At 53.8% G+C, this 23,545-nt stretch carries 18 protein-coding genes; 15 read left to right on the top strand and 3 right to left on the bottom strand.

The window, feature by feature from the left end:
* The first annotated feature begins 2 nt into the window (after positions 1-2).
* From I6E42_RS05220 to I6E42_RS05180, 9 genes are all read left to right on the top strand, one after another.
* A complete protein-coding gene (locus I6E42_RS05220; protein ID WP_235370877.1) occupies positions 3-1,538 on the top strand; it encodes a hypothetical protein in 1,536 nt (511 codons plus the stop codon).
* Complete coding sequence (locus I6E42_RS05215) at positions 1,535-2,854, top strand: glycosyltransferase family protein (protein WP_235370876.1); 1,320 nt, start codon at positions 1,535-1,537, stop codon at positions 2,852-2,854. Before I6E42_RS05220 ends, I6E42_RS05215 begins: the two co-directional genes overlap by 4 nt.
* A gap of 131 nt (positions 2,855-2,985) precedes the next feature.
* Positions 2,986-4,143: a glycosyltransferase gene (locus I6E42_RS05210; RefSeq protein ID WP_235370875.1), complete on the top strand. Its 1,158-nt coding sequence runs from the start codon at positions 2,986-2,988 to the stop codon at positions 4,141-4,143.
* Between the two features lie 23 nt (positions 4,144-4,166).
* Positions 4,167-5,183 (top strand): glycosyltransferase family 2 protein, encoded by a 1,017-nt coding sequence (locus I6E42_RS05205; RefSeq protein WP_235370874.1) that lies wholly within the window; start codon positions 4,167-4,169, stop codon positions 5,181-5,183.
* Positions 5,180-6,691, top strand: coding sequence for an MATE family efflux transporter (locus tag I6E42_RS05200; protein WP_235370873.1), 1,512 nt, complete (start codon positions 5,180-5,182; stop codon positions 6,689-6,691). Before I6E42_RS05205 ends, I6E42_RS05200 begins: the two co-directional genes overlap by 4 nt.
* Before the next feature lie 201 nt (positions 6,692-6,892).
* Positions 6,893-8,752 carry a polysaccharide biosynthesis protein gene (locus tag I6E42_RS05195; RefSeq protein WP_235370872.1) on the top strand — a complete coding sequence of 620 codons (1,860 nt, stop codon included), beginning with the start codon at positions 6,893-6,895 and terminating at the stop codon, positions 8,750-8,752.
* Positions 8,753-9,174: 422 nt separating this feature from the next.
* Entirely contained in the window at positions 9,175-10,284 is a 1,110-nt protein-coding gene (locus tag I6E42_RS05190; RefSeq protein ID WP_235370871.1) for an amidoligase family protein, read from the top strand.
* Complete coding sequence (locus I6E42_RS05185) at positions 10,284-11,225, top strand: class II glutamine amidotransferase (protein ID WP_235370870.1); 942 nt, start codon at positions 10,284-10,286, stop codon at positions 11,223-11,225. The genes I6E42_RS05190 and I6E42_RS05185 overlap by 1 nt, the downstream gene beginning before the upstream one ends.
* The gene (locus tag I6E42_RS05180) at positions 11,212-11,604 is read left to right on the top strand and encodes a DUF3846 domain-containing protein (protein WP_235370869.1); all 393 of its coding nucleotides are present in this window, start codon (positions 11,212-11,214) and stop codon (positions 11,602-11,604) included. Before I6E42_RS05185 ends, I6E42_RS05180 begins: the two co-directional genes overlap by 14 nt.
* A 347-nt stretch (positions 11,605-11,951) precedes the next feature.
* Here I6E42_RS05180 and I6E42_RS05175 read toward each other — a convergent pair whose 3' ends face one another.
* The 3 genes from I6E42_RS05175 to I6E42_RS05165 all read right to left on the bottom strand — a co-directional run bounded on the left by I6E42_RS05175 (position 11,952) and on the right by I6E42_RS05165 (position 16,182).
* Entirely contained in the window at positions 11,952-13,013 is a 1,062-nt protein-coding gene (locus I6E42_RS05175) for a hypothetical protein (protein WP_235370868.1), read from the bottom strand.
* 3 nt (positions 13,014-13,016) lie between these two features.
* Complete coding sequence (locus I6E42_RS05170) at positions 13,017-14,225, bottom strand: RecQ family ATP-dependent DNA helicase (protein WP_235370867.1); 1,209 nt, start codon at positions 14,223-14,225, stop codon at positions 13,017-13,019.
* Between the two features lie 313 nt (positions 14,226-14,538).
* Positions 14,539-16,182, bottom strand: coding sequence for a hypothetical protein (locus I6E42_RS05165; protein WP_235370866.1), 1,644 nt, complete (start codon positions 16,180-16,182; stop codon positions 14,539-14,541).
* A gap of 156 nt (positions 16,183-16,338) precedes the next feature.
* Here I6E42_RS05165 and I6E42_RS05160 point away from each other — a divergent pair, with 156 nt between their 5' ends.
* From I6E42_RS05160 to I6E42_RS05135, 6 genes are all read left to right on the top strand, one after another.
* Entirely contained in the window at positions 16,339-16,701 is a 363-nt protein-coding gene (locus tag I6E42_RS05160; RefSeq protein ID WP_235370865.1) for a hypothetical protein, read from the top strand.
* Complete coding sequence (locus I6E42_RS05155; RefSeq protein WP_235370864.1) at positions 16,688-18,268, top strand: ATP-binding protein; 1,581 nt, start codon at positions 16,688-16,690, stop codon at positions 18,266-18,268. The genes I6E42_RS05160 and I6E42_RS05155 overlap by 14 nt, the downstream gene beginning before the upstream one ends.
* A 337-nt stretch (positions 18,269-18,605) precedes the next feature.
* The gene (locus tag I6E42_RS05150; RefSeq protein ID WP_235370863.1) at positions 18,606-20,201 is read left to right on the top strand and encodes a recombinase family protein; all 1,596 of its coding nucleotides are present in this window, start codon (positions 18,606-18,608) and stop codon (positions 20,199-20,201) included.
* A 558-nt stretch (positions 20,202-20,759) separates the two neighbouring features.
* Positions 20,760-21,524 carry an alpha/beta hydrolase gene (locus I6E42_RS05145; RefSeq protein ID WP_235370862.1) on the top strand — a complete coding sequence of 255 codons (765 nt, stop codon included), beginning with the start codon at positions 20,760-20,762 and terminating at the stop codon, positions 21,522-21,524.
* 23 nt (positions 21,525-21,547) lie between these two features.
* Positions 21,548-22,300: an esterase family protein gene (locus I6E42_RS05140; protein ID WP_235370861.1), complete on the top strand. Its 753-nt coding sequence runs from the start codon at positions 21,548-21,550 to the stop codon at positions 22,298-22,300.
* A gap of 47 nt (positions 22,301-22,347) precedes the next feature.
* A complete protein-coding gene (locus I6E42_RS05135) occupies positions 22,348-23,541 on the top strand; it encodes an ATP-grasp domain-containing protein (protein WP_235370860.1) in 1,194 nt (397 codons plus the stop codon).
* Positions 23,542-23,545: the final 4 nt, after the last annotated feature.

Below are 23,545 nucleotides of genomic sequence, written 5' to 3'. Positions count from 1 at the left end.
AGATGAAAGAGCTGATCACGGACTGGGAAGCGGACAAGCTAGAAGGCAGCATGAAGCTGTGCTTTCTGGCTGCCGTATTTACATCCTTCTTTGGAAGCGCCATGCTGTCAGTCTCTGTCCCGGGTATGGGAGAGGTCTTCCCGTTCCGCGTGTTTCTGGTGCTGACAGCAGTGCTGTACCTAGTCTGGTCTGTCCGGGAAAAGGACTGCTTCTGGAAGGGTACTTCCGCTTTGGAGAAATGGTGCTACCTGCTGATTGCCATTATGCTGGTGTACAGCGTGGTGTCCCTGTTCCGGGCCATCGATTTCATGTTCACCTTCCGCAAACTGTTCAATCTCTGCTTTGACCTCTGCTTCTTCTTTCTGCTGCTGCGCCTGTGCCGGGATAAACGTATGCTGCGGTATACGCTGTATCTCTCCCTGGCGGCAGCGGCTATTATGGCAACGATGGGTGTCTATGAGATCTTCAACGGTGGTATTTTTAACAGCAAATACGATGAAGGAACCTATTTCCTCCTGTTTATGCGGGACTGTCAGTTTCCCCTCACCGTTTCCTCTACCTGCAATGAATTCGCTGGCACCATGCTGTTTGTGGGTGCCATCGTGTTGTTGTTCTGGGCTGCCGGGCGGAAGGATACCATTCCCCGCTGGCAGCTGTGGACGGTCGCATTGACCATCCCTTTTGTCTGGTTTTTGATGTTGGCCTCCTCCGCCAGACTGTGCCAGGCAGCCTTTTGTATCCTGCTGGCAGGTGCCACGGGCTGGTTTCTCTGCAGAGGACACAAACACGTCTGGGTGCCGGTAGTGGCGATTCTGCTAATCTTTTGTGTACAGTTTGCCAACCAGTACCGCTTCATCGTGCCTCCCATTCAGCAATACATGGCGCAGATGAAAGAATACCGTCAGCAGGTGGAACAGGAACCTGTCGAGCCTACCACGCCTGTCGAAAAACCAACTCTTAATATTGGTGATCCTCGGGAGGATCCGTTGGAAGGGCAATTCTTCCAGATCAACGAGGAGACTGGAGAAAAAGAGTTGAACAACACCAGAAGCGGCGGTGTCCGGGTGCGGCTGCTGCTGCACGCATTCAACTGTTTGAAAGAATCAAAAGGTCTGGGCGTGGGCTTGGGAAACACGGAAAAGCTGGCGGGACAGCGGTATGTGGCGGGAAATGAGCAACATGGATACTATGAGGCTATCCACTGCTTCATTGCCCGGATCGCCGCGGATTACGGCATCTTTGTGCTGATACCACTTTCCGTCATCGGCTTTTTGCTGCTCAAGCGGACATGGGCGCTTTTTGGGAGCGGTTTGAAAACACGGGACCGCCGCCTTGTGGGCCTCGCTGTTCTCTATTTCTGCACGCTGCTGATCTTTCCCTTCGTCTCCACAGCATCTGCGGATGCTCAGGATCTCCTCTGCATGTGGATTTATCTGGCGGCCGTCATCTTGTTTGACGATAGGTATGCTGTTCTTCCAAAGTATGCACCCGATTTGGAGAACATTCAACCAGTCAACTATCGAGGGGTAACCTTATGAATATTTTGATACTGTGCACCTATTTTTCTCCAGATACCGCTATTGCGGCGGTGAGACCCTATATGCTGGCAAAGTACCTCGCACAATTTGGCCATCAAGTGACGGTTTTGCGTTCAGGACTGGTCATTGGGAAAGCTGATGACGCTTTACCGCTAGCGGAGTTGGGAAGCACGAGGGTAATCTCATATATGGGGTTGGACAGCCCTGCGGAACAGTATGAAAGAGGTACTCGGCGAGAAGTGAGTTCCATTGGAAAAAGCCGGATTTCGTTTCTGCCTTCTGCTATTCGCCTTCCTATCGCCTCATTTTATCATAAGATTATGCGGCCAATAGAATTTTCCAAGCAGCAACAGGCAATGAAACAGCGCCTGACTCAGCAGTGCCAGGTATTAGATGCATTGAAAGGGCAGTCCTTTGACATCGTCTTTTCCACCTACGGCGAGCTGGAAAACGTCTATGCCGGTGCCTATGCCGCGAAGCTCTTTAACTGCAAATGGATTTTAGATTTCAGAGATCCAATCGCTCATCACGCTTTAACATCGGTTCGTGAGTGTCGCAAGTTGACCCGCATTCAGACGGATGCTGTGAACAGCGCCGATTTATGTACAGCGGTTTCCCAGGGCCTGGCGGACATGCTGGTTACGGAAACGACAAATGTGCCTATTCGTGTTTTGCGCAATGGCTATAATGATAAAAGCGCATTTTCAAGTACAGTGAAAAAAGAGCAGGATGTTCTTTCCTTTTGCTATACCGGTCAGTTATACGACAATCTAAGCACCCTAGAACCACTTTTTCATAGTATTCAGCAATTAGGCTTTCCGCTGGAGCGAATCAAGCTGCATTACGCCGGTCCGTCTTTTGATATGGTTCGGCAACAGGCCGAAAAATATCATGTGGAACAGATCCTGGTGAATCACGGGTATGTCTCCCGGAATGAGGTTGTGGATATACAGGCGCAGTCCGATATATTTCTGGTCGCATCCTGGAACCTGCACAATGAAACCGGCGTGATGACAGGCAAGTTCTATGAGGGAATCCGCAACTGTTCTCCTATTCTCTCCATTATCAACGGAGATGTCCCGAACAGTGAGCTGTACCAGATCAACGAACAATATCGCTGCGGCTTTTGCTATGAGTGCTGCCGGGAAGAGACACATTTTCCTCAGCTTTGTGATTACCTACGGCAGGCGTATGAACAGAAGATGGAAACAGGTCATGTAGAATATCTTCCGGTGCCGGAACTGTTTACTGACTTTCGTTATGACAGTCTGGCCCGCCAGCTGGAAACCATTTTTCAGGAACTGACAGAGGGCTGATGCTGAAACAAAACAACGTCGAGTCATTTTTAAGTGAAGGAATTGATATGAAAAAACGACTGTTGCTCATAACAAACGGGTATCCCTATGGGGAAAGCGAAAGGAGCTTCCTCTCCGCGGAAATAGAGGCTTTGAAGCAGCGATTTGAGATCAGCCTTCTGGCCTATGACCAGAAGGCCCCTCTGGTACATCCCGCGGAGGGATTTCAGCGGATCGAACGTTACACTTTCTCCCCTCTCCACGAGGCCCGAAAGACCTGTGTATTTCGGCTTTTTATGAACCTTCACATCTTAAAGGAAGTCTGTTCAGCGGTAAAACACACGGATTCTTGCAGCTTCAAAACGTATTACCGCGAAATCCTCTCGTATAGCTACCACATCACCCAGGTTCTTCCCCGCATACGGAAAATCGTGGCGGAGGACCAGATCGATGTTGTCTACACCTATTGGTGCACGCCCTGTACACTGGCCGCGCTTTCGTTGAAAAAAGAATTTCCGACTCTTAAAGTCATTACCCGCTTTCATGGGTACGATCTATATGAGGAGCGAACAAGCATTCGTTGGCAGCCTTTTCGTAATTTCGTGGCTGCCCGGGCTGACCGCCTGGTTTTCGCGTCTCAGGCAGGGGAGCAGTACTTTCTCTCCCGCTGGGGGAGCCGATGGCCCCAAAAGCGCATCACAGCCTACCTGGGCAGCCGCTCCATGGGGCAGTTCCAGCCCTGCTCGGACGGGACGCTCCGGCTGGTCAGCTGCTCCAATGCGATCCCGTTGAAGCGGGTCCATCTGATCATAGACGCACTGGCCGCACTTCCCGCCGGTTACCGGGTGGAGTGGCATCACATCGGAGACGGAACGGAACTGGACGCCCTCCGGGTCAGAAGCAGGGAGGCGTTCCGGGAGCATCCTGATATCCGGTGGACCTTCCACGGGTATGTGGTCAACGACCAGTTGGAAGCGCTCTATCACAGTATTTGCCCGGATGTGTTCATCACAACGACTTCCACGGAGGGCGGCGTTCCGGTCTCGATCCAGGAGGCCTTTTCCATGGGGATCCCCGCCATCGCGACAGCGGTGGGCGGCATCCCGGAAATCGTCCGGACAGGGGAGACCGGATTCCTGCTGCCCGAAGAACCTTCAGTCCAGGAGATATCTGCCGCCGTCAGGAGCATGTATGAAAGCACGCCCGCGCAGAGAGGCGCCATGCGCTCCGCTGCCTTCCGGCTTTGGCGGGAACAGTTTGACGCGGTCCGGAATGCTGACCGCTTCGCAACTTTCCTGGACCATATCTGAATGATTCGCAAGGAGGAAAAGCAATGCATACAACAGAAAAGCCGCTGATTAGCGTCATTGTTCCCGTCTATAATGTCGGTCCGTATCTGACCCCGTGCGTGGACAGTCTCCTGGGGCAAACCCATCAGAATATGGAGATCCTCCTGATCGATGACGGGTCCACCGATGGCTCCGGGGCCGTGTGTGACGGGTACGCTGCCAGGGACCCCCGTGTCCGTGTGTTTCACCAGACGAATCAGGGGCTCAGCGCAACCCGGAACGTGGGGCTGGATGCCGCCTTGGGGGAGTATATTGCCTTTGTGGACGCAGATGACCGCGTGGCTCCTGATTATTTGGAAGTTCTTTTAAACGATATCACAGAGAACCATACGGAGATGGCCTGCTGCAATTATACGTATGCGGATGATCGAGGGAATCCGTTTTATTATCCGTATCCCCGTGTCAGTGCAAAGCGGCTCATTCAAAACAGATCTGAATTTTTTTCGGATATTTTAAAAAGAAAAGACATGTATTTCTCGTCTGTACTTGGTAAATTGTTTTGCGCCAAGTGTATCGGGAATCTTCGTTTTCCCGATCTGCGTTGCTATTATGAAGATGGCTGGTTTATGACGGATGTGTTTTGCCAATGTCAGACCGCATATCTTGACGATTATGCCGGATACGTTTACATTCAGCGGGATCAAAGCATATGCGCGCAAGGGAAGAAAAATCCGGTGATCCCTCAAATAAACAATGTCAGAATGTGGGAACACAGGTATTTTACTATTTCGGAAAATGATGCACAGATGCAAACGGCGTTCTTTATTCAGTACGCTTCTCAGATTCATTCTCTGGCGTACATGGCGGCGATATCCAAAAATCCGGAAGACCGGCAAAGCTGCCGTCAATTTCTGCAGCCTCATCTGCGGCAGGTTCTGGCGCGGAAAAATCATCTTCCCGCAAGGCTCTGCCGCCGTATCGTTCTGTATGTCAAAGCCCCATATTTATACAATGTCCTTGCCCGGTTCCGGGAAAAATGGAAGGGATATTACCGCACATGAACAATCGGAAGAAAAGTCTGAAAAATCTGCTGTATTTGATCCTGAGTCAAGCGCTCACCATCGCGTTTGGTTTGCTGCTGCCCCGGATGTTTGTGGTCAGCTACGGCTCCGAGGTCAACGGCCTGCTGAACTCCTTGAATCAGCTCCTGGTCTATCTGAGCCTGTTTGAGGCCGGTGTCGGCACCGCTACCCTGCAGGCTCTCTATAAGCCCATGGCGCGGGAAGACTGGGATGGCATCAACGGCGTACTTGCCGCCACCAATGAATATTACCACAAGACCGGGCGCTGGTATCTGCTCAGCCTGACCGTTCTGGCTGTGTGTTATCCTTTGGTCGTGGACAGCTCGCTGTCCTATCTCACGGTATTCGGCGCCGTATTTTTCAGCGGACTGGGGAATGTTGTCCTCTTCTATTTCCAGGGGAAGTACCGCTTTCTCCTCCAGGCGGACGGAAAGCTGTATATCACGACCAATCTTGCCACGGTCACGACCATCCTGACCAGTATTGCCAAGATCATCCTGATTTATCTCCATGCCAATATCGTTTTTATCCTGGCGTTTTCCTTCCTGCTTCAGTGTCTTCAAGCGGCCTATATTCTTTGGTATATCCGGAAATACCCCCGCCTGGACCTGAACGTCCTGCCAAACTATGCGGCCATTTCGCAAAAAAACTCTGTTCTGGTCCACCAGATTAGCACGCTGATCTTCCGTAATACGGACGTGCTGATCCTTACAATGGCCTGCGGCCTCCGGGTGGTCAGCGTGTACTCCATGTTCAAGCTGGTCACTTCCCAGCTGGAATCGATTCTAGGGATCCCGCTGAGCAGCATCAGCTTTGTTCTGGGACAGACATATCAGACGGACAGGCCGCTTTACATCCGGCAGATCGACCTGGTGGAGTCCTATTACAGCGCCGCACTCTACGCGTTGTTCTCCGTAGCCCTGTTTCTCTTCCTCCCGTTTATGCGCCTGTACACCGCCGGGGTCACAGATATCAATTACGTAGACCCCTGGCTGGCTGTGCTCTTTGTTCTGGCCTCTCTGCTGGATAAAAGCCGGACGTCCATGCTGTCCACCATCCAATACGCCGGGCATTTCAAAAACACTCTGCGGCAGACCATTCTGGAATCCGCGATCAATTTGACGGTATCCCTGATTGGCGTTTACTTTCTCGGCATTTATGGTGTCCTGCTGGGAACGGTCATCGCTCTGCTTTACCGCACCAATGACATCATCCTGTATGCCAACCACAAGCTGCTCTTCCGAAGCGCCAAGCGCACCTATTCCATTTACCTTGTCGATATTGCGTTGTTCGCCTTGACTCAGGTCCTGTTCCGCTGGCTGTTCGCCGGTGTCTCAATGGATTCGTATTTCAGCCTGATCCTAGTGGGATTTGCTGCCACCTGCTTGTCTCTGTGTGTCTTGATTTGCGGGCAAAGCCTGTTGCTTCCTCACTGCCGCGCCTTCATAATTCAATTCCTTCGAAGCAAGGTCTTTCGTCATTCTTAAGCAGGGGTAGAAATTATGCAGGTATAAATACGGGAAAAAGTGTTCCTTTTGTCAAAAGATTGTGTTATATTGTAGCATAATTGTAACGAAGGACTTGAGGTCCCGGTTTGAAATGATTGGAGATTCCCTGCCATGAGCCGATTTCGAAAAGAACTTTTATTTATATGTGATAGTTCAATTTTAATTGTTGTGGCCATTCTATTGGCCCGATTTTCACTGCGGTATGCTCTGCCCGACGCTGTGGGTCAGGGCAAACTACTTCCCCACCTACTACTGCTGTATGTGTGCACGGTGGTCTTTCAAATTGCGTTTCATACCTATGACAGCCTTTGGCGTTATGCAGAAAGCCGGGAATACCTGTCCCTTTTGATGGCGGCTTTTTGGGGGTTCTGCGTATATGAGATCATCAGCCGGGCGGTGATCCGCTCTGTGATGTCCTTTGTACTGCTGACCGCCATTGCCAGCGTATGGGTGCTGGGAATGCTGCTGATGCGGTTTACCTACCGGGTTTACCGCAATCAGGTAATGCACCGGCGAGGGAGCCACCGCCTCCCTGTAGCAATCATTGGGGCCGGTGCCGCCGGAGTTCAACTATTAGGCGAACTCCAGAGCAACGCCGACAGCCGCTATCAGGTCCAGTGCTTTTTTGACGATGACCGGTCAAAAGTGGGTAAGCGCATCCATGGAGTAGAAGTGAAGGGTACGATCCGCGACATCCCTACCCGCCTGCGTGCTATGGATATTCGCCAGATCATCGTGGCCATTCCTTCCATCAGCGAGGAGCGGCGGCATGAAATTTTGAAGGAGCTGTCCGGTCTGGACCGGGTGAAGGTAAAGGTATCTGTGCTGCCCAGCACCATGGACCTGATCGAGCAAAAGCCCATCGGCGCCCAACTGCGGGACATCCAGATCGAGGATTTGTTGGGTCGGGAGCCGGTGCGGCTGGATTCCAAGCCCGTGGACGGCTATCTGGAGGGCAAGGTGGTCATGGTGACGGGCGGAGGTGGCTCCATCGGCTCCGAGCTGTGCCGGCAGATCGCCAAGCACCGGCCCAAACAGTTGGTCATCGTGGACATTTACGAGAACAATGCCTACGATATCCAGCAGGAGCTTTTATACATTTACAAAAATAAGCTGGACCTGGCGGTGGAGATCGCCTCTATCCGGGACGGCGAGCGGGTGCGGCAGCTCTTCGCCCACTACCGGCCCGACGTAGTGTTCCACGCCGCAGCCCACAAGCATGTACCTCTGATGGAGCAAAGCCCTCAGGAGGCGGTGCGGAATAACGTGTTCGGAACATTGAATCTGGTCCGGGCCGCTGACGAGTACGGTGTGGGCAAGTTTATTCAGATATCTACCGATAAGGCGGTGAACCCTACCTCTGTCATGGGCGCCACCAAGCGGCTGTGCGAGATGATCCTCCAGTCCATGAGGGGCCGGAGCAAGACTACCTTTGCCGCGGTACGCTTCGGCAACGTGCTGGGGTCCAACGGCAGTGTGGTGCCTCTTTTTAAGCGGCAGATTGCCGCGGGCGGTCCTGTCACCATCACAGATAAGCGGATCATCCGCTATTTTATGACTATCCCCGAGGCAGCTCAGCTGGTGCTCCAGGCGGGCGCCATGGCGAAACAGAACGAACTGTATGTGCTGGATATGGGCCAGCCGGTGAAAATTCTGGATCTGGCGGAGAACCTCATCCGCCTGTCGGGCTACGTGCCCTACCGGGACATCCAGATCGTGGAGACCGGCCTGCGGCCCGGGGAGAAGCTGTATGAGGAACTGCTGGTTGCCAGCCGGGATATCGAGAAGACAGAGAACGACCAGATCTTTGTGGAGCGGCAGCCCGGCATTACCCCCGAGGAGTTGAGGGACAAGCTTGCTGTGCTGGCGGCAGCCCTGGATCAAAACAATCCTGGCATTATCCGGGAGACCTTGCATCAAGTTGTCCCAACCTTCCACGAACCGGAAGATGTGAATCCTGAACGGGGAGAGGAAGTCAAGGCCCCGGAAGTGGCTGTGGAAAAAGCAGTCGGAGTAGCTTGTGGAAGCGCTGCGCAATGAAGGGAATATCGGATGGAGCGGAAATGATAGGGCCTGCGGTGCACCGCAGGCCCTATTTATGCCCTATTCTTTTGAAATGTGTGAGGAAATCTGCTGCCTGACAGGATGGGGGAACACGTACAGAACATGACCAATTCCAACCAGGCTATCACCAATTGGATAAAACGGGATATAGTTACCGCTGACCAGAAAACAATACGAGGAGAAATGGCTGTTGAAAATATTCTCGAGGAGTTGGGGCATTTTGAACTTATTTTCCGACTTGTTTGACCTCTTTTAAGCATGTGAGTTTAATATAAAGCATATAACGCCAGGGAATCATCCTTCCAACCGGTTTTCCTCCGTATCGCAAATATATATTATAACAGTGAAGGCCTCGGGGTAATTCCCCGGGGTTTAATTGATTTTAGGAGGAAAACAGCATGAAAGCAACCTTTGTATGCAGTATTTGCGGCGCTGAGCACCCGGAAGACCAGAGGACAGAAGTGAATGGACGGGAACTGTGTCCCGACTGCTTGGCGGAACAAACCACTCTTTGCCGGGTGTGCGGAGAACGAATCCTGCGGGAAGACAATGCGGGGACCGAGATGCATCCCCTGTGTCAAGACTGTTTTGATGACTACTACACCACCTGTACCCGTTGTGGAACACTTCTCAGGCGGTCAGAGGCCTTCTACCGGGACTCCGACGAGGCTGAGGAGTATCCCTATTGCGACTCCTGCTACTACACCTCGCCCCAGGGAATCCACGACTATTACTATAAGCCGGAACCCATCTTCCATGGAGAAGGTCCCCGCTACATGGGCGTCGAGCTGGAGGTCGACGGAGCGGGGGAATTGGACAACAAGGCGTCACAGATTATGGACGTGGCAAACAGAGGCGGTTCGGAACTGCTGTACTGCAAACATGACGGCTCTCTGGACGATGGCTTTGAACTGGTGAGCCATCCCATGTCCCTGGAGTACCATTGTCATCAGATGCCCTGGGCAGATATTTTGAAAGCAGCGGTCCGTCTGGGCTATCAGTCCCACCGGGCCGGGACCTGCGGGCTGCACGTCCATGTAAGCCGTGCCGCTTTTGGCGTCACCGAGGCTGAGCAGGACGCTGCCATCGCCCGCATCCTCTATTTCTTTGAGAAGCACTGGGAGGAGCTGCTGAAGTTCAGCCGCAGGACGCCACGGCAACTGGAACGCTGGGCAGCCCGGTATGGCTACAAAGAGCAGCCCCGTGACATCCTGGACCACGCCAAGAAAGGGGATGGGGCCGGACGGTACACCTGCGTCAATCTCCAAAATGAAGATACTATCGAGTTTCGTATTTTCAGAGGAACATTGAAACTGAATACCTTGATCGCCACATTGCAGCTCGTTGATAGGATCTGCGATGTGGCTCTTTTTCTGTCCGACGAGGAGATCAAGGCCATGTCCTGGACCACCTTTGTCTCCGGCTGCACCCAGCCGGAACTAGTGCGGTACCTGAAAGAGCGGCGGCTGTACGTCAATGACCCTGTGGAGACGGAGGTGGAGGTCTGATGTGCTGTTTGTTTGGAATGATTGACGGGAACCATCGGTTTACTGGAAAGCAAAAGGCCAGGATGCTCCATGTCCAGGCCACAGCCAGCGAGGTCAGAGGCACCGACGCCACCGGGATCGCCTACAATTCTGGCGGTAAGCTACATGTGTTCAAGCGGCCTCTGCCCGCCCATAAGGTCCGGTTCCATATCCCGGAGGACGCCCTAGTAATCATGGGCCACACCAGAATGTCCACCCAGGGGGACGCACGGCGCAACTACAACAACCACCCCTTCCTGGCCAGAGCGGGAAGCCATTCCTTTGCCCTGGCCCATAACGGGGTGCTGTACAACGATGTTTTGCTCCGGGCCACCCAAAAGCTGCCCCGGACCAACATCGAGACGGACAGCTTCGTGGCGGTCCAGCTGCTCCAACAGCAAGGAACCCTCACCTTTGACAGCCTGAGATACATGGCGGAACAGGTGGAGGGCTCCTTCTCCTTTACCGTGCTGGATGACCGGAACAATCTGTACTTCGTCAAAGGGGACAATCCACTTTGCATCTATCATTATCCCGACAGCGGCCTGTACCTCTATGCCTCCACCGAGGAGATTTTGAGGAAAGCCCTTGCCCGGATGCCCTATCGATTGGGCAAGGCATCTCAAGTGGTTCTGGCGTGCGGCGAGATCCTGAAAATCGATTCGGAAGGACAACAAACCCGTGCTGGCTTTGACACCTGGAATTTGTATACCCGCGGATATGCCCCATATTCCTTCCTGATGGAGCCTTCGGTCCGGAGCCGGAGTGTCCCGCTCCCAGCATCACCAGACCAGGCGTATATTCGGGAGTTGAAATCGGTGGCATCTTTCTACGGCTTTTCGCCTGATTATGTGGATACCCTGCTGACTGACGGCTTTACGACGGATGATGTAGAGGAGATGCTGTACTGTGGGGACATCTGAAAAAACGGCGCTGCGTGTCCTGATCGTGGAACCCGGGAGGGCACCTTATGAAAAAGAGATACCTTCCGGTCTCGCCGCGATGCAAAATATCGTGGGTGGTTTGATTCAGGCGCTGTATCCCTTTGAGGAACCAGTGGCGCTGATCTGCAACGATGAAGGGAAGCTTCTGGGACTGCCTATGAACCGTGCACTGCGCGAGTCCCGTACTGGGAAGCCCTATGACATCGTCTGCGGGACATTTCTCCTCTGCGGCGCCTCGCCGGACGAAGAAGATTTTATTTCTTTAACGGATGAACAGCTCCGGAATTACAAGGCGGTGTTTGCCAAGCCGGAGCTGTTTCTGAATATTGGCGGCCAGCTTGTGATGATCTCTTGTTGACCATATGCCAATAGGGTGTGCCCTAACGGCAAAAAAACTGTCCCAATAGGGTCGGTTTTCGCATTGTGGCATGTGCCAATTTGAAAACTGACCCTATTGGGAAAATGGAGATGGGATGACGAAAGTTGGATATGTACGTGTCAACACCCGGGAAAAGAACACAGCCAGACAGGAGGTGCTGATGCAGGAACTTAGTGTGGAGCAGCTATACATGGCATAACTGGAATACTCATCAGCTCCGGAATTCCAGCAAATATGTATCCTAATGTTACCTACCGTTCACTTAAAAACACTCATTTCTGAGCAATTTCGAGCTTTTTTAGATGCGAAAGACACAGAAATTTAGATTATCCAAGAAATCCCGCCAGCGCTGGAAGACTTTCTTCGCCGTCCGCGTTGGTCAGCGTGATGGGGCTGATGCCCAGTTTGTCAAACTTCTTCAGGACCCGGTTGATCTGTCCGGACTTCAGGCCGAATTCCGCTCTCAGATCTTCAATGGCGGCGGAAAGGCTTTTCCGGTCGCTTGCCTTTCTCAGCAGATACAGCATCCGCTCCCTTGTCTTTTTACTCCGAAGGCCATCGATCATCTCCTTTGCCTCCTTGTAGCGAACATGGCGTTGCCCCTTGAGCTGCAGCCGCCCGAGATACCAGCGTAGGATGTCTCCCGCCTTCTCATACAGCATCTTCAATACCTTGCCGTTGTTGTCCATGTGATCTTTACTTACCCACTTCCGCATACCTTTGCGGCGCAGCTGCACTTCCAGCCGCAGCACCCGTTTCCCCACCAGAGAGGCCGGTGAGGCGGCGATCATCTCCAACTGCGCCGTCTTATCATAGGCAAAGAAGGAAGCAGCCGTACAGCTCTGCTTATAGGAGTGCCTGTTGGCCTCCTTGCAGTCTTTGGCTTTGCCCTCGCCCTTTTTGAATTGTTCCACATGATACCTGGGCAGGATCAGACTCTTCTTTAGGATGCGCAGGTAGCCCTCCACCAGGGCTGCCGTTTCAAAAATCAGGTTGGCCGTGACATCCACCCGATACAACTTCATATCTTTCAGCTTACAGGGACAATGGATCTGCTTCAGAGGTGTGTCGGCCCCGTGCATCACTTCCTTGACCGTTTTCTTGTTGGGATGAAACAGAGCGCTTCTGTCGGTATCCCCCAGCAGAAGGGTAGGATGGATCGTGACGGTGAGATTCCAGAGCGAGCCTTTATGCCGGGAGACCCGCAGCTTGATGCCCTGTCCGGCGAAGCAGTCGCTGGTATAGTCATAAGTGCAATCAAAATAATCGCTGCATCTGGTCTGAAACTTCGGACGTATCCTGAGTGCACCCAGAATGCTGGACTTCTGCTTCGGAGTCAGACTGTATGTACAGGAAAAACTGTCGATCCCTATGTCAATCTGGCACATCTCTCATCTTCCTTTCTGGCAGTTGGTACAGTAGCGGCAGGCGTTCTCGTGCGCATCTCCCAGGGCATTGAGCAAGGTGATGACCATGCATTGCTCCTCATCCTCGCAGAATTCTTTCATCTCATCCAGCCGTTTCAGCGCTCGCCCCCTGACCTTCTTATCTTCAATCTGCTTCAGCAACCAGCGATTCTTGTTGTAATCGTCAGGATTATACAGCAGGATACTTCTGGCGTGCTGTCCCTCCCGGCCGGCCCGACCTGCCATCTGGTAATACTCTGCAAGGGACAGCGGCATGTTGTAGTGGATCACCAGGTCCACGTCCCGGATGTCTACCCCCATGCTCAACGCGCTGGTAGCGACGATGATATGCTTCTTTCCGGACAACATATCTTCTTCCTGCTCCTTGTTCCGGCTGTGATAGACCATCACCTCGCCGTGATAGAGCTTCTTGAGTTCTTTCGCAACATTCTCCGTGGCAGCGATGGTATTGCAGAACAAAATCGTTGTGTGGTGGTGGTACTTCTTCAGGCACTTTTTTAGTTCTGACAGGTGACCATAGCCGGAGGGAACATGCTTCTTCATAAAGGACAGCTTGCTTCGGTACAGGCTTACCGCGAACTCCTTGGCCTTACGCATGGACAACAGCTTCATGATCCGAGGCCGGTCCTCCGGAACTGCCGTGGCGGAGAGAGCAACGATCACAGGATGATGTTCCAACGAGTCGATGTATTCACCGATGGATCGGTAGGCATCCCGGAACGTGCTGCCCCAAGTGGTCACGCAGTGGCATTCATCCACAACGACAATCTTGATTTGGCCAAATTCCTCGATCCAAGAGAGAATACCCGTCTCCAGTCTCTCAGGGGCAACATAGAGGATCTTGACGCGGCATTTCCACAGGTCATCCAGGACCGCTTTCTGCTCTGATTTGGACTGTGTGGAATCCAGGTAGGACGCGGGAATGTCCAGCTTTCGCAGTTTATGTACCTGGTCATGGATGAGGGCAAGGAGCGGTTCGATCACAATGGTGATCCCTGTGTCCTGTGCCAGGGCGGGGATCAGATAGAGCACGGATTTGCCGAAGGAAGTGGGCGCAATGACCATGGTGTCACGACCGTCCAGGATCGCATTGATCGGTTTGAGTTGATTTCTTCTCAGTTGCTCGATTTGGAGCAATTCCATGGCTTTTTTCACGGATTTACGGATCTTCATAAAATAAAACCTCCCAACAGAATCGTTATAAATCTGTTGGGAGATCTTCATTTTATAATGTACTTGTGGTGCGCTTTCCAACAAAAAACTCAATTTCATGGGAGTAGGAACGATGGTACGCAAACCCGGTTCGGAAGGGAGTCCTGGCTTAAAACAGCGACGCCGCACACGAAACAACAGACAGAGGGGAGGATATATTAGGGGCGGATCATTTGCCAATAGAGCACCATAGAACCAACTCACTGTTTCCCCATCTGCAGCTTTCAGGGGAAGAGGGGAATTTCCCCGCTTCCCCTGATTTTGTTTCTCACGGTCAATTCCCGTTGTAGGAAAAACTGTTCAGGCACAGCTGATCGAAATACGTTTTGGCAAGGGTACCCAGCCGGGCGCGGGCCTTCCTGATCATGCGCTCTCTCAGAAAGTACTCCAGAACATATTGGCTGCATTTCTGGACGGTAGTGTCACCTCCCAGGGATTCATACAGGACCAGTTCCTCATGAGGGATGATAAGTTGATACTTTCTGCATGCTTCGGTCAGCAGTTCCAGGGTACGGGTCTGATTGGTGCAGCACTGTGTGTATTCCTTTACCAGCATCGCTCCATCTTTGGAGTCCAGTAGCTTTTGAACTTTATGAACCAACCGTTTGTTTGGCTGAAGGTTCAGAGTGGACTCCGCAAGGAGAAAGGTCGTAAGAACGGAGAGAGGCGGCTCCCGGCGATCATGGTGCAGCACCGGAATCAACCACTGAGCCTGATTGGGAAGGCAATAATGAATGTGATGACGCAAAAGGTTTCCCAGATTGTCAACGCCGTCCCGATAGTTCTCCAAGTAATGGAACCCAAAGCGGGGGTTGTATCCGCTATCCCAAAAGGCGCTCAGATCATAGTGCCAGTAACGGTCATACCGGCTGTATCGGTAGAATTGGAACTTTGCGCTGCAGGAATACCGGGTACGTGCCTCCTCCGTAGGAAACGGGAGACAGCTTTGTCCGATGAACAGTTCCAAAAGCTGGTCATAGAGCTGGATGTTGCAGCGGATGCGCTTCTGAATCCGTAGCTGGGTGGAATCGGGATTTTCTGTCAGCGTCGTGCGTTCTCTAATCTTTTCGAACTTATATTGCCGCAGTGTTCCGTTATATAGTTTTTGCGCTTTTTGCGTAAACAGATGGAAAAAGACCAATGCGCGGGTGGGGGGATCTTGATACCCGCAGGTCCGGGAGGTATACTCCCAGACCGCGTGTATGGCAGCGTTCCATGGCGACGGCTCCGTTGGGCCGGAGCGGAGGGGTTCCCACCTGACATATGCCTGATTTTTACAGGCATCCAAATAGTGTTCGAACAGGCTGCTGAGAGAAAGCTCCGCATTGCTTAGCGCCTCCCGGGCGGGTTTGATCTCCAGGCAAAACCCCTCGGGCAGAGACGCCTTCCCCTCGGGGTCATCCAGAAACGTTTTACGCAAAGCAATCGCTGCGTTTAATTCAGACAGATTGTGCTGAAAGGCCAGGTAGTCAGAATAGTTGGCGTCGGTGGGAACGAACCCTTGCTCCCACACCTTCTCCACATTTTCACGCCTGTAATTCTCAAGACATGTGTCATAGGAATCCACAAGGCGGGACAGCGTAGGATATTCCGGATCGGTCCCACATTCGCTGTAGTTCAGAAACAAGAAGCTGCGGTCGGCAATCAATTCCAGAAATGTGGGCTCGTCCAGCAGACCTTCACATAGTTCAGAGCAGTATAGGATCTTATCATAAAAATCGGCGAAAGCCTTGTGGTGGGCCGCATGATGAAAACGCCTCCACACATCTAACAAGGGGGCTGCATTCCCATCAGGCAAGCAGCGAAAATGCGGAAGCGTGTCGACCGCCCCACCCTTGCGGCGGATCAGTGTCAGAAACCCCGGGGCCTTTTGACGATTGTATTGCTCTTTTTCGTATAATTCCTTGATTGCGTCCACGAATATCCTCCAAAAAATTAGTTATTAAAAAATATAATCGAATATATTCAAATTATATTCAACAAATCATGGTATTGTCAATAGAAATCACAAATAAAATGTGGAATAATGTCTGACGTGAAAACCCTGTAAAACTTGACGATTGGAGGAAAAAACATGAGTTTCAACAGCTACCGTACGAACCCAAATCTGACCATCGGGGAAGATGATACCGTGGACAGCACGCCGGGAAATCATTCGCTCAACTGCCTGCAGGCCATTGATCCTTCTCTCCTGGATAGCTTGATGGAGAACTCCGGTGGGAAAAAGAAGGGCAAAAAGAAAAAAGGAAAGGGGAAAAAACGGAAACATCGCCTGGAGCAGACGGTGGCCCGCGTTAACTTCCAGAACGGCGTTCTGGCTTACCAAAATTTCTGCTTGGACAGGATGTTACACTTGGCGCTGGGGGCTCAAAAAGGCACCCTCCGGGAACCGCCGATCGAAGTGGGCTTCGAGGTGCTTGGCCGTGGCCGGCGCTGATTACTTCATTAAAAGCGGGCAGTTTGGAAATTTTGACCTTGCTCTGGAGCGGGTGTTTCGGCCCGCCGGAGTGGAGCATCCCACCACGTCTGAGTATTTTCTCCTGTTGAAGTTAAGGGTGGAAGGTGATGCGCGGGAACAGAAAATTTTGCTGCCCATGAATCAGCTGCAGCGCCTGAATCTGGAAGAACATGCCGCGGGGTGCCTGTACATTACATCCCGGGCAAAGAAGCAGGTCCGGGAGATCGTCCGTGCCGCAGCAATCCAGCACCTGGGTACGGGGCAGGCGGCGCTCTGTTTCCCGCAGAGCGGATGGTATGCGCTGCCGGATGGGAAACGAATCTTTGCGGCGGGGGACGAACTGCTCCCCGCCGCCCCTGACCAAGCGGCCGAAGAATTCTTGACGGTGTGTCATACCGGTACAAGGCTGGCAGCCCCAGGGGACCAGACACTGGACGTGACAGCGCAAGAATTCCTGACGTCGCTGCAAAAACATCTGTGCTACCGGCTTCCGGTATTCGGATATGCGATTTTTTCGGCTCACCGTTCTCTCTGGAAAGAGTCAGATCTCCCGTTTGCATGCGCATTATTTATCGTTGGAAAGTCGGGCACAGGGAAAACAACCTTGGCCAGAAACTTTTGCCAGTTGTACGACAGGAATGGCATTCCGGAAGAGTTTCCGGATGCGGAGAGTACTACACCGTCGTTGGGGGAGATCCTTCACAGAACCCGAGACCGCACAGTGTTGTATGACGACATCTGCCGCAGTACAGACACCGAAAATCAGCGTAAACGACTGGATAACGGCGTGAAAGCGGTGCGTTATGTGGCCAACGAGAGCGGTCGAATGAAGATGTCGGGAATTGACCCTCAGTCACATCCGTGTCAAGCGGGACTGGTTCTGACCGCAGAGATTTTGCCCCAAGAGCTTTCGGAAATTACCCGGTGCCTGTTGGTGCAGGTCCATGACTATCGCATCGGCGGAACTTCCCGTGATCGTCAGCTTGCAGCCGGGATGCTGAGAGCCTATCTGAGCTGGTTTGCCGAACACTGTGAGGAGGAACTGGAAAATCTGCGCAGTGCCAAGGCCGGGTTCCCAACAACGCCCTATCCGGATGTGGAGCGGCTGTGGACTTCATTTCTGCAGATAGATTGGTGTTTGGAAAGCTTCCTTCGTTTCCTGAACACGATTGGACCGTGCCGCGACCGGATCCCTGAGCTCAAGCAGAGCTTTGAGCAATGCCTTATGGCTGTGTTTGATGAGGAACTGGGGGTGATTCGCCGTCGCCAGGAGCAGAATAGACCGGTTGAGGAACAGATCCTGCAGGGCGTTCGCACCGGGGTAATACCGGGATTCAGGTACAAAGGGTACTTCTGCGTCAAATTTGATGACATGATGGCGTATTTGCGCAAATGCAACCCGCAGATATCGGAGCGGAATGTGTCAAAATACCTGCGTATGAATCAACTGGTGTCTGTAGACAGCAGTAATAGGGTGAGTAAAAAAGTGGAGGGGATTCGATGGGTCTTTTTGAACGCGAAATTCTTTCAACGGGCAGGGGCGTAAGCTGATTTTCGGCCTGCCGCGCGCCAAACGATGGATTTTCCGATTTTCTCCCAGGTATCGCGTATATATCATACACAGGAAAGAGGCATTTGGAGTTCTAAGCCAGACGATGTGCCGCATTCATTAAGGATAGAATCCAAAACCGGAGAGGAGGGAGAAAATGCGTCAAAAACCAGATCTGGACGGTATGCCAGAAAAGGGGGTGAAAACGAGGGAGATCCGTGTGGAACGTCGCTTCGATTCTGACCGTAGTGTAAAGGACATGCTCAAAAGTTTGATCAGAGCCCATTTCGAGTCTGCGTAAGTCTGCATATTACAGTGGAAGGGAGGTGTGCCCATGGCACGTACAAAGCGGAACCAAGCGAATCGCCCCTTTGGCGGCGCCATGTGGCGCGCCGCCCTCTATGCCCGCCTGTCCCGGGAGGACGGCGACAAGCCGGAGAGCTATAGCATTGCCAACCAGAAGAAGCTCCTGGAGGACTATCTGGCCCAACGGCCGGATATGGCAGCGATGGACTTTTACGTGGATGATGGCTATACCGGTACAAATTTTGAGCGTCCTGCATTCAAACGCCTGATTGCGGATATTGAGTCCGGGCGGGTCAACTGCGTGGTGGTCAAGGACCTGTCCCGTTTCGGAAGAGATTACATTGATGTGGGACGCTATCTGGAGCGGTGGTTCCCAGAGCGTGGTGTGCGCTTTGTCGCCATCGGGGACAATATCGACAGTGAAAAAGGCCCTTATGACATGCTGCTCCCGGTGAAGAACATCATCAACGAACAGTACGCGCGGGATATCTCCCAAAAGGTGCGAAGTTCCTTCCAAGCCAAACAGCGGCGAGGGGAGTTTGTAGGCGCCTTTGCCAGCTATGGGTATCAGAAGGACCCCAACGACCACAACCGGCTGATCGTTGACCCGCCGGCGGCGGCTGTGGTACAGCGGATTTTTACCTTATTTGAACAGGGATATGGAAAAATCAAGATCGCCAAGACATTGAACGCCGAAGGGGTGCCCTGCCCCAGCGAGTACAAGAAACTCAACGGTGAGAAATATCACAATGGTCAGAAGCTGAATGGGACAACCTATTGGACCTACGCCACCATACACCGCATCCTGAACAACCAGATGTACGCCGGCAACATGGAACAGGGTAAGACGCCCCGTCAGACCATGCACGGCAAAGCCAGGCTTGTGTCGAAGGACCAGTGGGCGGTAGTGGAACATACCCACGAGGCCATCATCGGCGCGGAACAGTGGGAGCGGGTCCAATCCCTGCTGCAGCGGGACACCCGGACGCTGAACTTCAAGGAAAATATCAGCCCTTTTGCAGGTTTCCTGCGCTGCGGCGATTGCGGACGGGCCATGAGCAAAACCAACGGTCCGGGCGGCGTGTACTACTGCTGCGGCTCCTACAAGCGGTACGGCCCCACAGTCTGCACCCGCCACGGCATCTCGTACCGGGCGCTGGAACAGATCGTACTGGAGGACCTGAACAAGATCATCTCGGCGGTGGAGGACCTGAAGGAGCTGGCGGAGGGGGCCCGGCCGGAGGCAAAGACCTGCGACCGCAAAGGGGAGCGGGAACGCCTGCTGGGGAATCTGGAGCGGGTCCGCAGGCTAAAAAAGTCCGCCTATGAAGACTACAAAGACGGTTTGATCACCAAAGAGGACTTCCTCCGCTATCAGGAGGACTACCAGCGCCAGGAGAAACTGCTCTCCGGGCAGCTGGAGCGGCCGGAACAGACGCGGGACAGGGGACTGGACAGGCCGTGGGTATCGGAGCTGCTGAAGCGGGGGAAGCTGACGGCTTTGGACCGGGCCACCGTGGCTGAGACCATCAGGCAGATCCTGGTCTTCGAGGATGGACAGCTGGAAATTACATACACGTTCTCAGATGACCTGGGGGTCCTGGAACGGCGGGGCAGAGGATAGTTTGGTTTTCTCCGTCCGTTTTTTCGGGGAAATCCCATGCCTTTACAGCTGATTTGTCCTGTGCTATCATCATTCCAAGAAAAATGCGGACGCTGAGCCCCGAAACCTGTGGGACCCAACGTCCGCAAAATAACATCACCCCAGGCGGCATCGAAGCTGATGGCGACCAGTTTCTGGTCCCGCTGGACGCAGTAGATGGGCAGCTGTCGGGAGGCGGCGGAAACTCCGACCACGGCGGGATAGTTGACCAGGCAGAACATAAGCGCGGCAAGGGTGAGGCAGACCCCGGAGACGACCCATTTTCTGGAAATCAGAAAGATCCGGACGGAACGGAATGGATGGCGCATGGCGATACCCTCCTATAAAATCGTGATGCTCATGTATATGGAGAGAAAAAATGGAACATGCGGCCGGAAAGAAAAAGGACTTGCCGCTCCAGACACATTGTATGGAAACTTCGCCCCGGAGTTTGCGGAAAGCGTCAATTGCATTTTTGCAGGCGGCGTGCTAAACTTATCATAATTCCATCCACTGTGATGTAAGGAAAAGAGATCTGTCATGATTGATGTTTGGGAAGTCACGATTCCGGAACTGTCTGGAGATCAGCCCAGGCGCGCCTATCTCTACCTGCCCGATGAGGCGGAGCAGGACCCGGAGGCGCGCTACCCGGTGCTGTATATGTTTGACGGCCATAACCTGTTTTTTGATGAGGACGCCACCTACGGAAAAAGCTGGGGGATGCTGGAATACATGGAGTCCACCCAGACTCCGCTGATCATTGCCGCCGTGGAGTGCAGCCACGACCCCAACAATGGCCGCCTCAACGAATATTCCCCCTTCGCCTGCCGGGACCCGGAATTCGGACGGATCAAAGGGCTGGGGAAGGTGACTATGGAATGGATGGTGAAGACCTTCAAGCCCCAGATCGATGAGCGGTTTCCCACCCTGCCCGGCCGGGAACACACCTTTATCGGCGGCAGCTCCATGGGTGGGCTGATGAGCCTGTACGCTGTGAGCAAGTACAACAAGTATTTTTCCCGGTGCGCTGCCCTGTCGCCCTCGATCTGGCTGGCCCCTGAGCGGCTGGAACGGCTGCTGCGTACCGCCCGCATCCAGCCCGGCACCGTGGTGTACATGGATTACGGCGCCCAGGAGATGGGCAACCACGGGGAGATGCTCCGGGGCTTTTCCGATGTGGCGTCTCTGCTGCTGGAGCGGGGCGTGGCGCTCACCTGCCGCATTGTGCCGGGAGGCACCCACTGCGAGGCCAGCTGGGAGCGGCAGATCCCGTTTTTTATGAACACGCTGCTCTACGGCCTGTAAGCTGAATAATGGAGGTGCTCCCCATGCAGACACAATATTTTAAGCAGTACAGCCCCGCGCTGGGACGGGATATGGAGTGTAAGGTGTACGGCCACGCGGGCCGGCCGGTGCTGTTTATCCCCTGCCAGGACGGCCGCTTCTTTGATTTTGAGAGCTTCCACATGACCGATACCTGGGCCCCCTGGATCGAATCGGGGCAGGTGATGGTGTTTTCCATCGATACCATGGACAAGGAGACCTGGTCCGACAAGGGGGGCGACCCCTATTGGCGAGCCCGCCGCCACGAACAGTGGATGCGGTATATCACCGACGAGATGGTCCCCTTTATCCGGGACATGACCAACCGCTGCAACGGGTGGACAGGCTTCCCGGGGGTGATGGCCTTCGGATGCAGCCTGGGCGCCACCCACGCCGTCAACCTGTATTTCCGCCGCCCCGACCTGTTCGATGGCCTGCTGGCCCTCAGCGGCATCTACACGGCCAGCTATGGCTTTGACGGCTACATGGACGATGTGGTCTACCTCAACTCCCCTGTGGACTATCTGGCCAACCTGCCCGCAGACCACCCCTTCATCGGCCAGTACAACCAGCACAAGGGTGTCATCTGCGTGGGCCAGGGCGCCTGGGAACAGCCGGAGACCACCCGGCGGGTCCAGCAGCTGTGCCAGGAGAAGGGCATCCAGCTGTGGGTGGACTTCTGGGGCTGGGACGTGAACCACGACTGGCCCTGGTGGCACAAACAGGTGGCCTATTTCCTGCCCTATCTGCTAGGGTGACAGGGTGTGTGTCCTGTTTGGAATTAAGAGAGAAAGCTGGAATCGGTATGAAAAACTTCATTTTTATTTCCCCCAACTTCCCCACCAACTACTGGCAGTTCTGCCGGGAACTGAAGAACAACGGCATGAACGTGCTGGGCATCGGCGACCAACCCTATGACCAGCTCAGCGGCGACCTGAAGGCCAGCCTGAATGAGTATTACAAGGTGGACACGCTGGAGAACTATGACCAGGTGTACCGGGCGGTGGCCTTCTTTATTTTCAAGTATGGCCGCATTGACTGGCTGGAGTCCAACAACGAGTACTGGCTGGAGCGGGACGCCCGGCTGCGCACCGACTTCCACATCACCTCCGGCTTCCAGAACGAGGATATGCCCCGGGTCAAGTATAAGTCCAAGATGAAGGAGTTCTATGCCAAGGCAGGGATCCCCACCGCCCGCTACCACCTGGTGGAGGGCCGGGAGGACTGCGCCGCCTTCATCAAGAAGGTGGGCTACCCGGTGGTGGTCAAGCCGGACAACGGCGTGGGCGCCGCCAACACCTACAAGCTGGCCTGCGACCAGGATCTGGACAACTTCCTGGCGGAGATGCCCCAGGACATACCCTACATCATGGAGGAGTTCGTCAACGCCGAGGTCAATTCCTACGACGCCATCATCGACGCCAACGGCGAGCCTATGTTTGAGACGGGCAACGTCACCCCCTTCTCCATCATGGACATCGTCAACGAGAACGGAAATTCCATTTACTACATTGTGAAGGACCTGCCTGAGGACACCCGGAAGGCCGGCCGGGCCACGGTGAAGGCCTTCGGCGTCAAGAGCCGGTTTGTCCACTTTGAGTTCTTCCGCCTGACTCAGGACCAGAAGGGGCTGGGCAAAAAGGGCCAGATCGTGGGCCTGGAGGTCAACATGCGCCCCTGCGGCGGGTTTACCCCCGATATGATCAACTTCGCCCACAGCACCAACGTGTACAAGATCTGGGCGGATATGATCGCCTTCGGCCGGTCCACCATGCCGGTGGGTGAGCACGCGTTCTGCGCCTTTGCCGGCCGCCGGGACGGCAAGGACTTTGTGCTCAGCCACCAGGAGATCCTGGACAAGTATGCCGCCCAGATGCGGATGGTGGAGCGCATTCCCGACGCCCTGGCCGGCGCTATGGGCAACCAGATGTACGTGGCTGTGTTCCCCACGCGGGAGGAACTGGACCAGTTCTACTGCGACATTTTGCAGTGCCGCTGAGACG

The sequence above is a fragment of the Pseudoflavonifractor phocaeensis genome (assembly GCF_021531815.1).
GTDB classification, from domain to species: Bacteria; Bacillota; Clostridia; order Oscillospirales; family Oscillospiraceae; genus Lawsonibacter; species Lawsonibacter phocaeensis_A.
The sequence above is the reverse complement of the archived record's forward strand: the minus strand, read 5'-3'. Positions and strand labels throughout refer to the sequence as shown.

What these genes read in the sequence shown, in the direction of transcription:
- I6E42_RS05220 (WP_235370877.1), top strand. Translation starts at nt 3, where the DNA reads ATGAAAGAGCTGATCACGGACTGGGAAGCGGACAAGCTAGAAGGCAGC.
- I6E42_RS05215 (WP_235370876.1), top strand. Translation starts at nt 1,535, where the DNA reads ATGAATATTTTGATACTGTGCACCTATTTTTCTCCAGATACCGCTATT.
- I6E42_RS05205 (WP_235370874.1), top strand. Translation starts at nt 4,167, where the DNA reads ATGCATACAACAGAAAAGCCGCTGATTAGCGTCATTGTTCCCGTCTAT.
- I6E42_RS05200 (WP_235370873.1), top strand. Translation starts at nt 5,180, where the DNA reads ATGAACAATCGGAAGAAAAGTCTGAAAAATCTGCTGTATTTGATCCTG.
- I6E42_RS05190 (WP_235370871.1), top strand. Translation starts at nt 9,175, where the DNA reads ATGAAAGCAACCTTTGTATGCAGTATTTGCGGCGCTGAGCACCCGGAA.
- I6E42_RS05185 (WP_235370870.1), top strand. Translation starts at nt 10,284, where the DNA reads ATGTGCTGTTTGTTTGGAATGATTGACGGGAACCATCGGTTTACTGGA.
- I6E42_RS05175 (WP_235370868.1), bottom strand. Translation starts at nt 13,013, where the DNA reads ATGTGCCAGATTGACATAGGGATCGACAGTTTTTCCTGTACATACAGT.
- I6E42_RS05170 (WP_235370867.1), bottom strand. Translation starts at nt 14,225, where the DNA reads ATGAAGATCCGTAAATCCGTGAAAAAAGCCATGGAATTGCTCCAAATC.
- I6E42_RS05160 (WP_235370865.1), top strand. Translation starts at nt 16,339, where the DNA reads ATGAGTTTCAACAGCTACCGTACGAACCCAAATCTGACCATCGGGGAA.
- I6E42_RS05150 (WP_235370863.1), top strand. Translation starts at nt 18,606, where the DNA reads ATGGCACGTACAAAGCGGAACCAAGCGAATCGCCCCTTTGGCGGCGCC.
- I6E42_RS05145 (WP_235370862.1), top strand. Translation starts at nt 20,760, where the DNA reads ATGATTGATGTTTGGGAAGTCACGATTCCGGAACTGTCTGGAGATCAG.
- I6E42_RS05140 (WP_235370861.1), top strand. Translation starts at nt 21,548, where the DNA reads ATGCAGACACAATATTTTAAGCAGTACAGCCCCGCGCTGGGACGGGAT.
- I6E42_RS05135 (WP_235370860.1), top strand. Translation starts at nt 22,348, where the DNA reads ATGAAAAACTTCATTTTTATTTCCCCCAACTTCCCCACCAACTACTGG.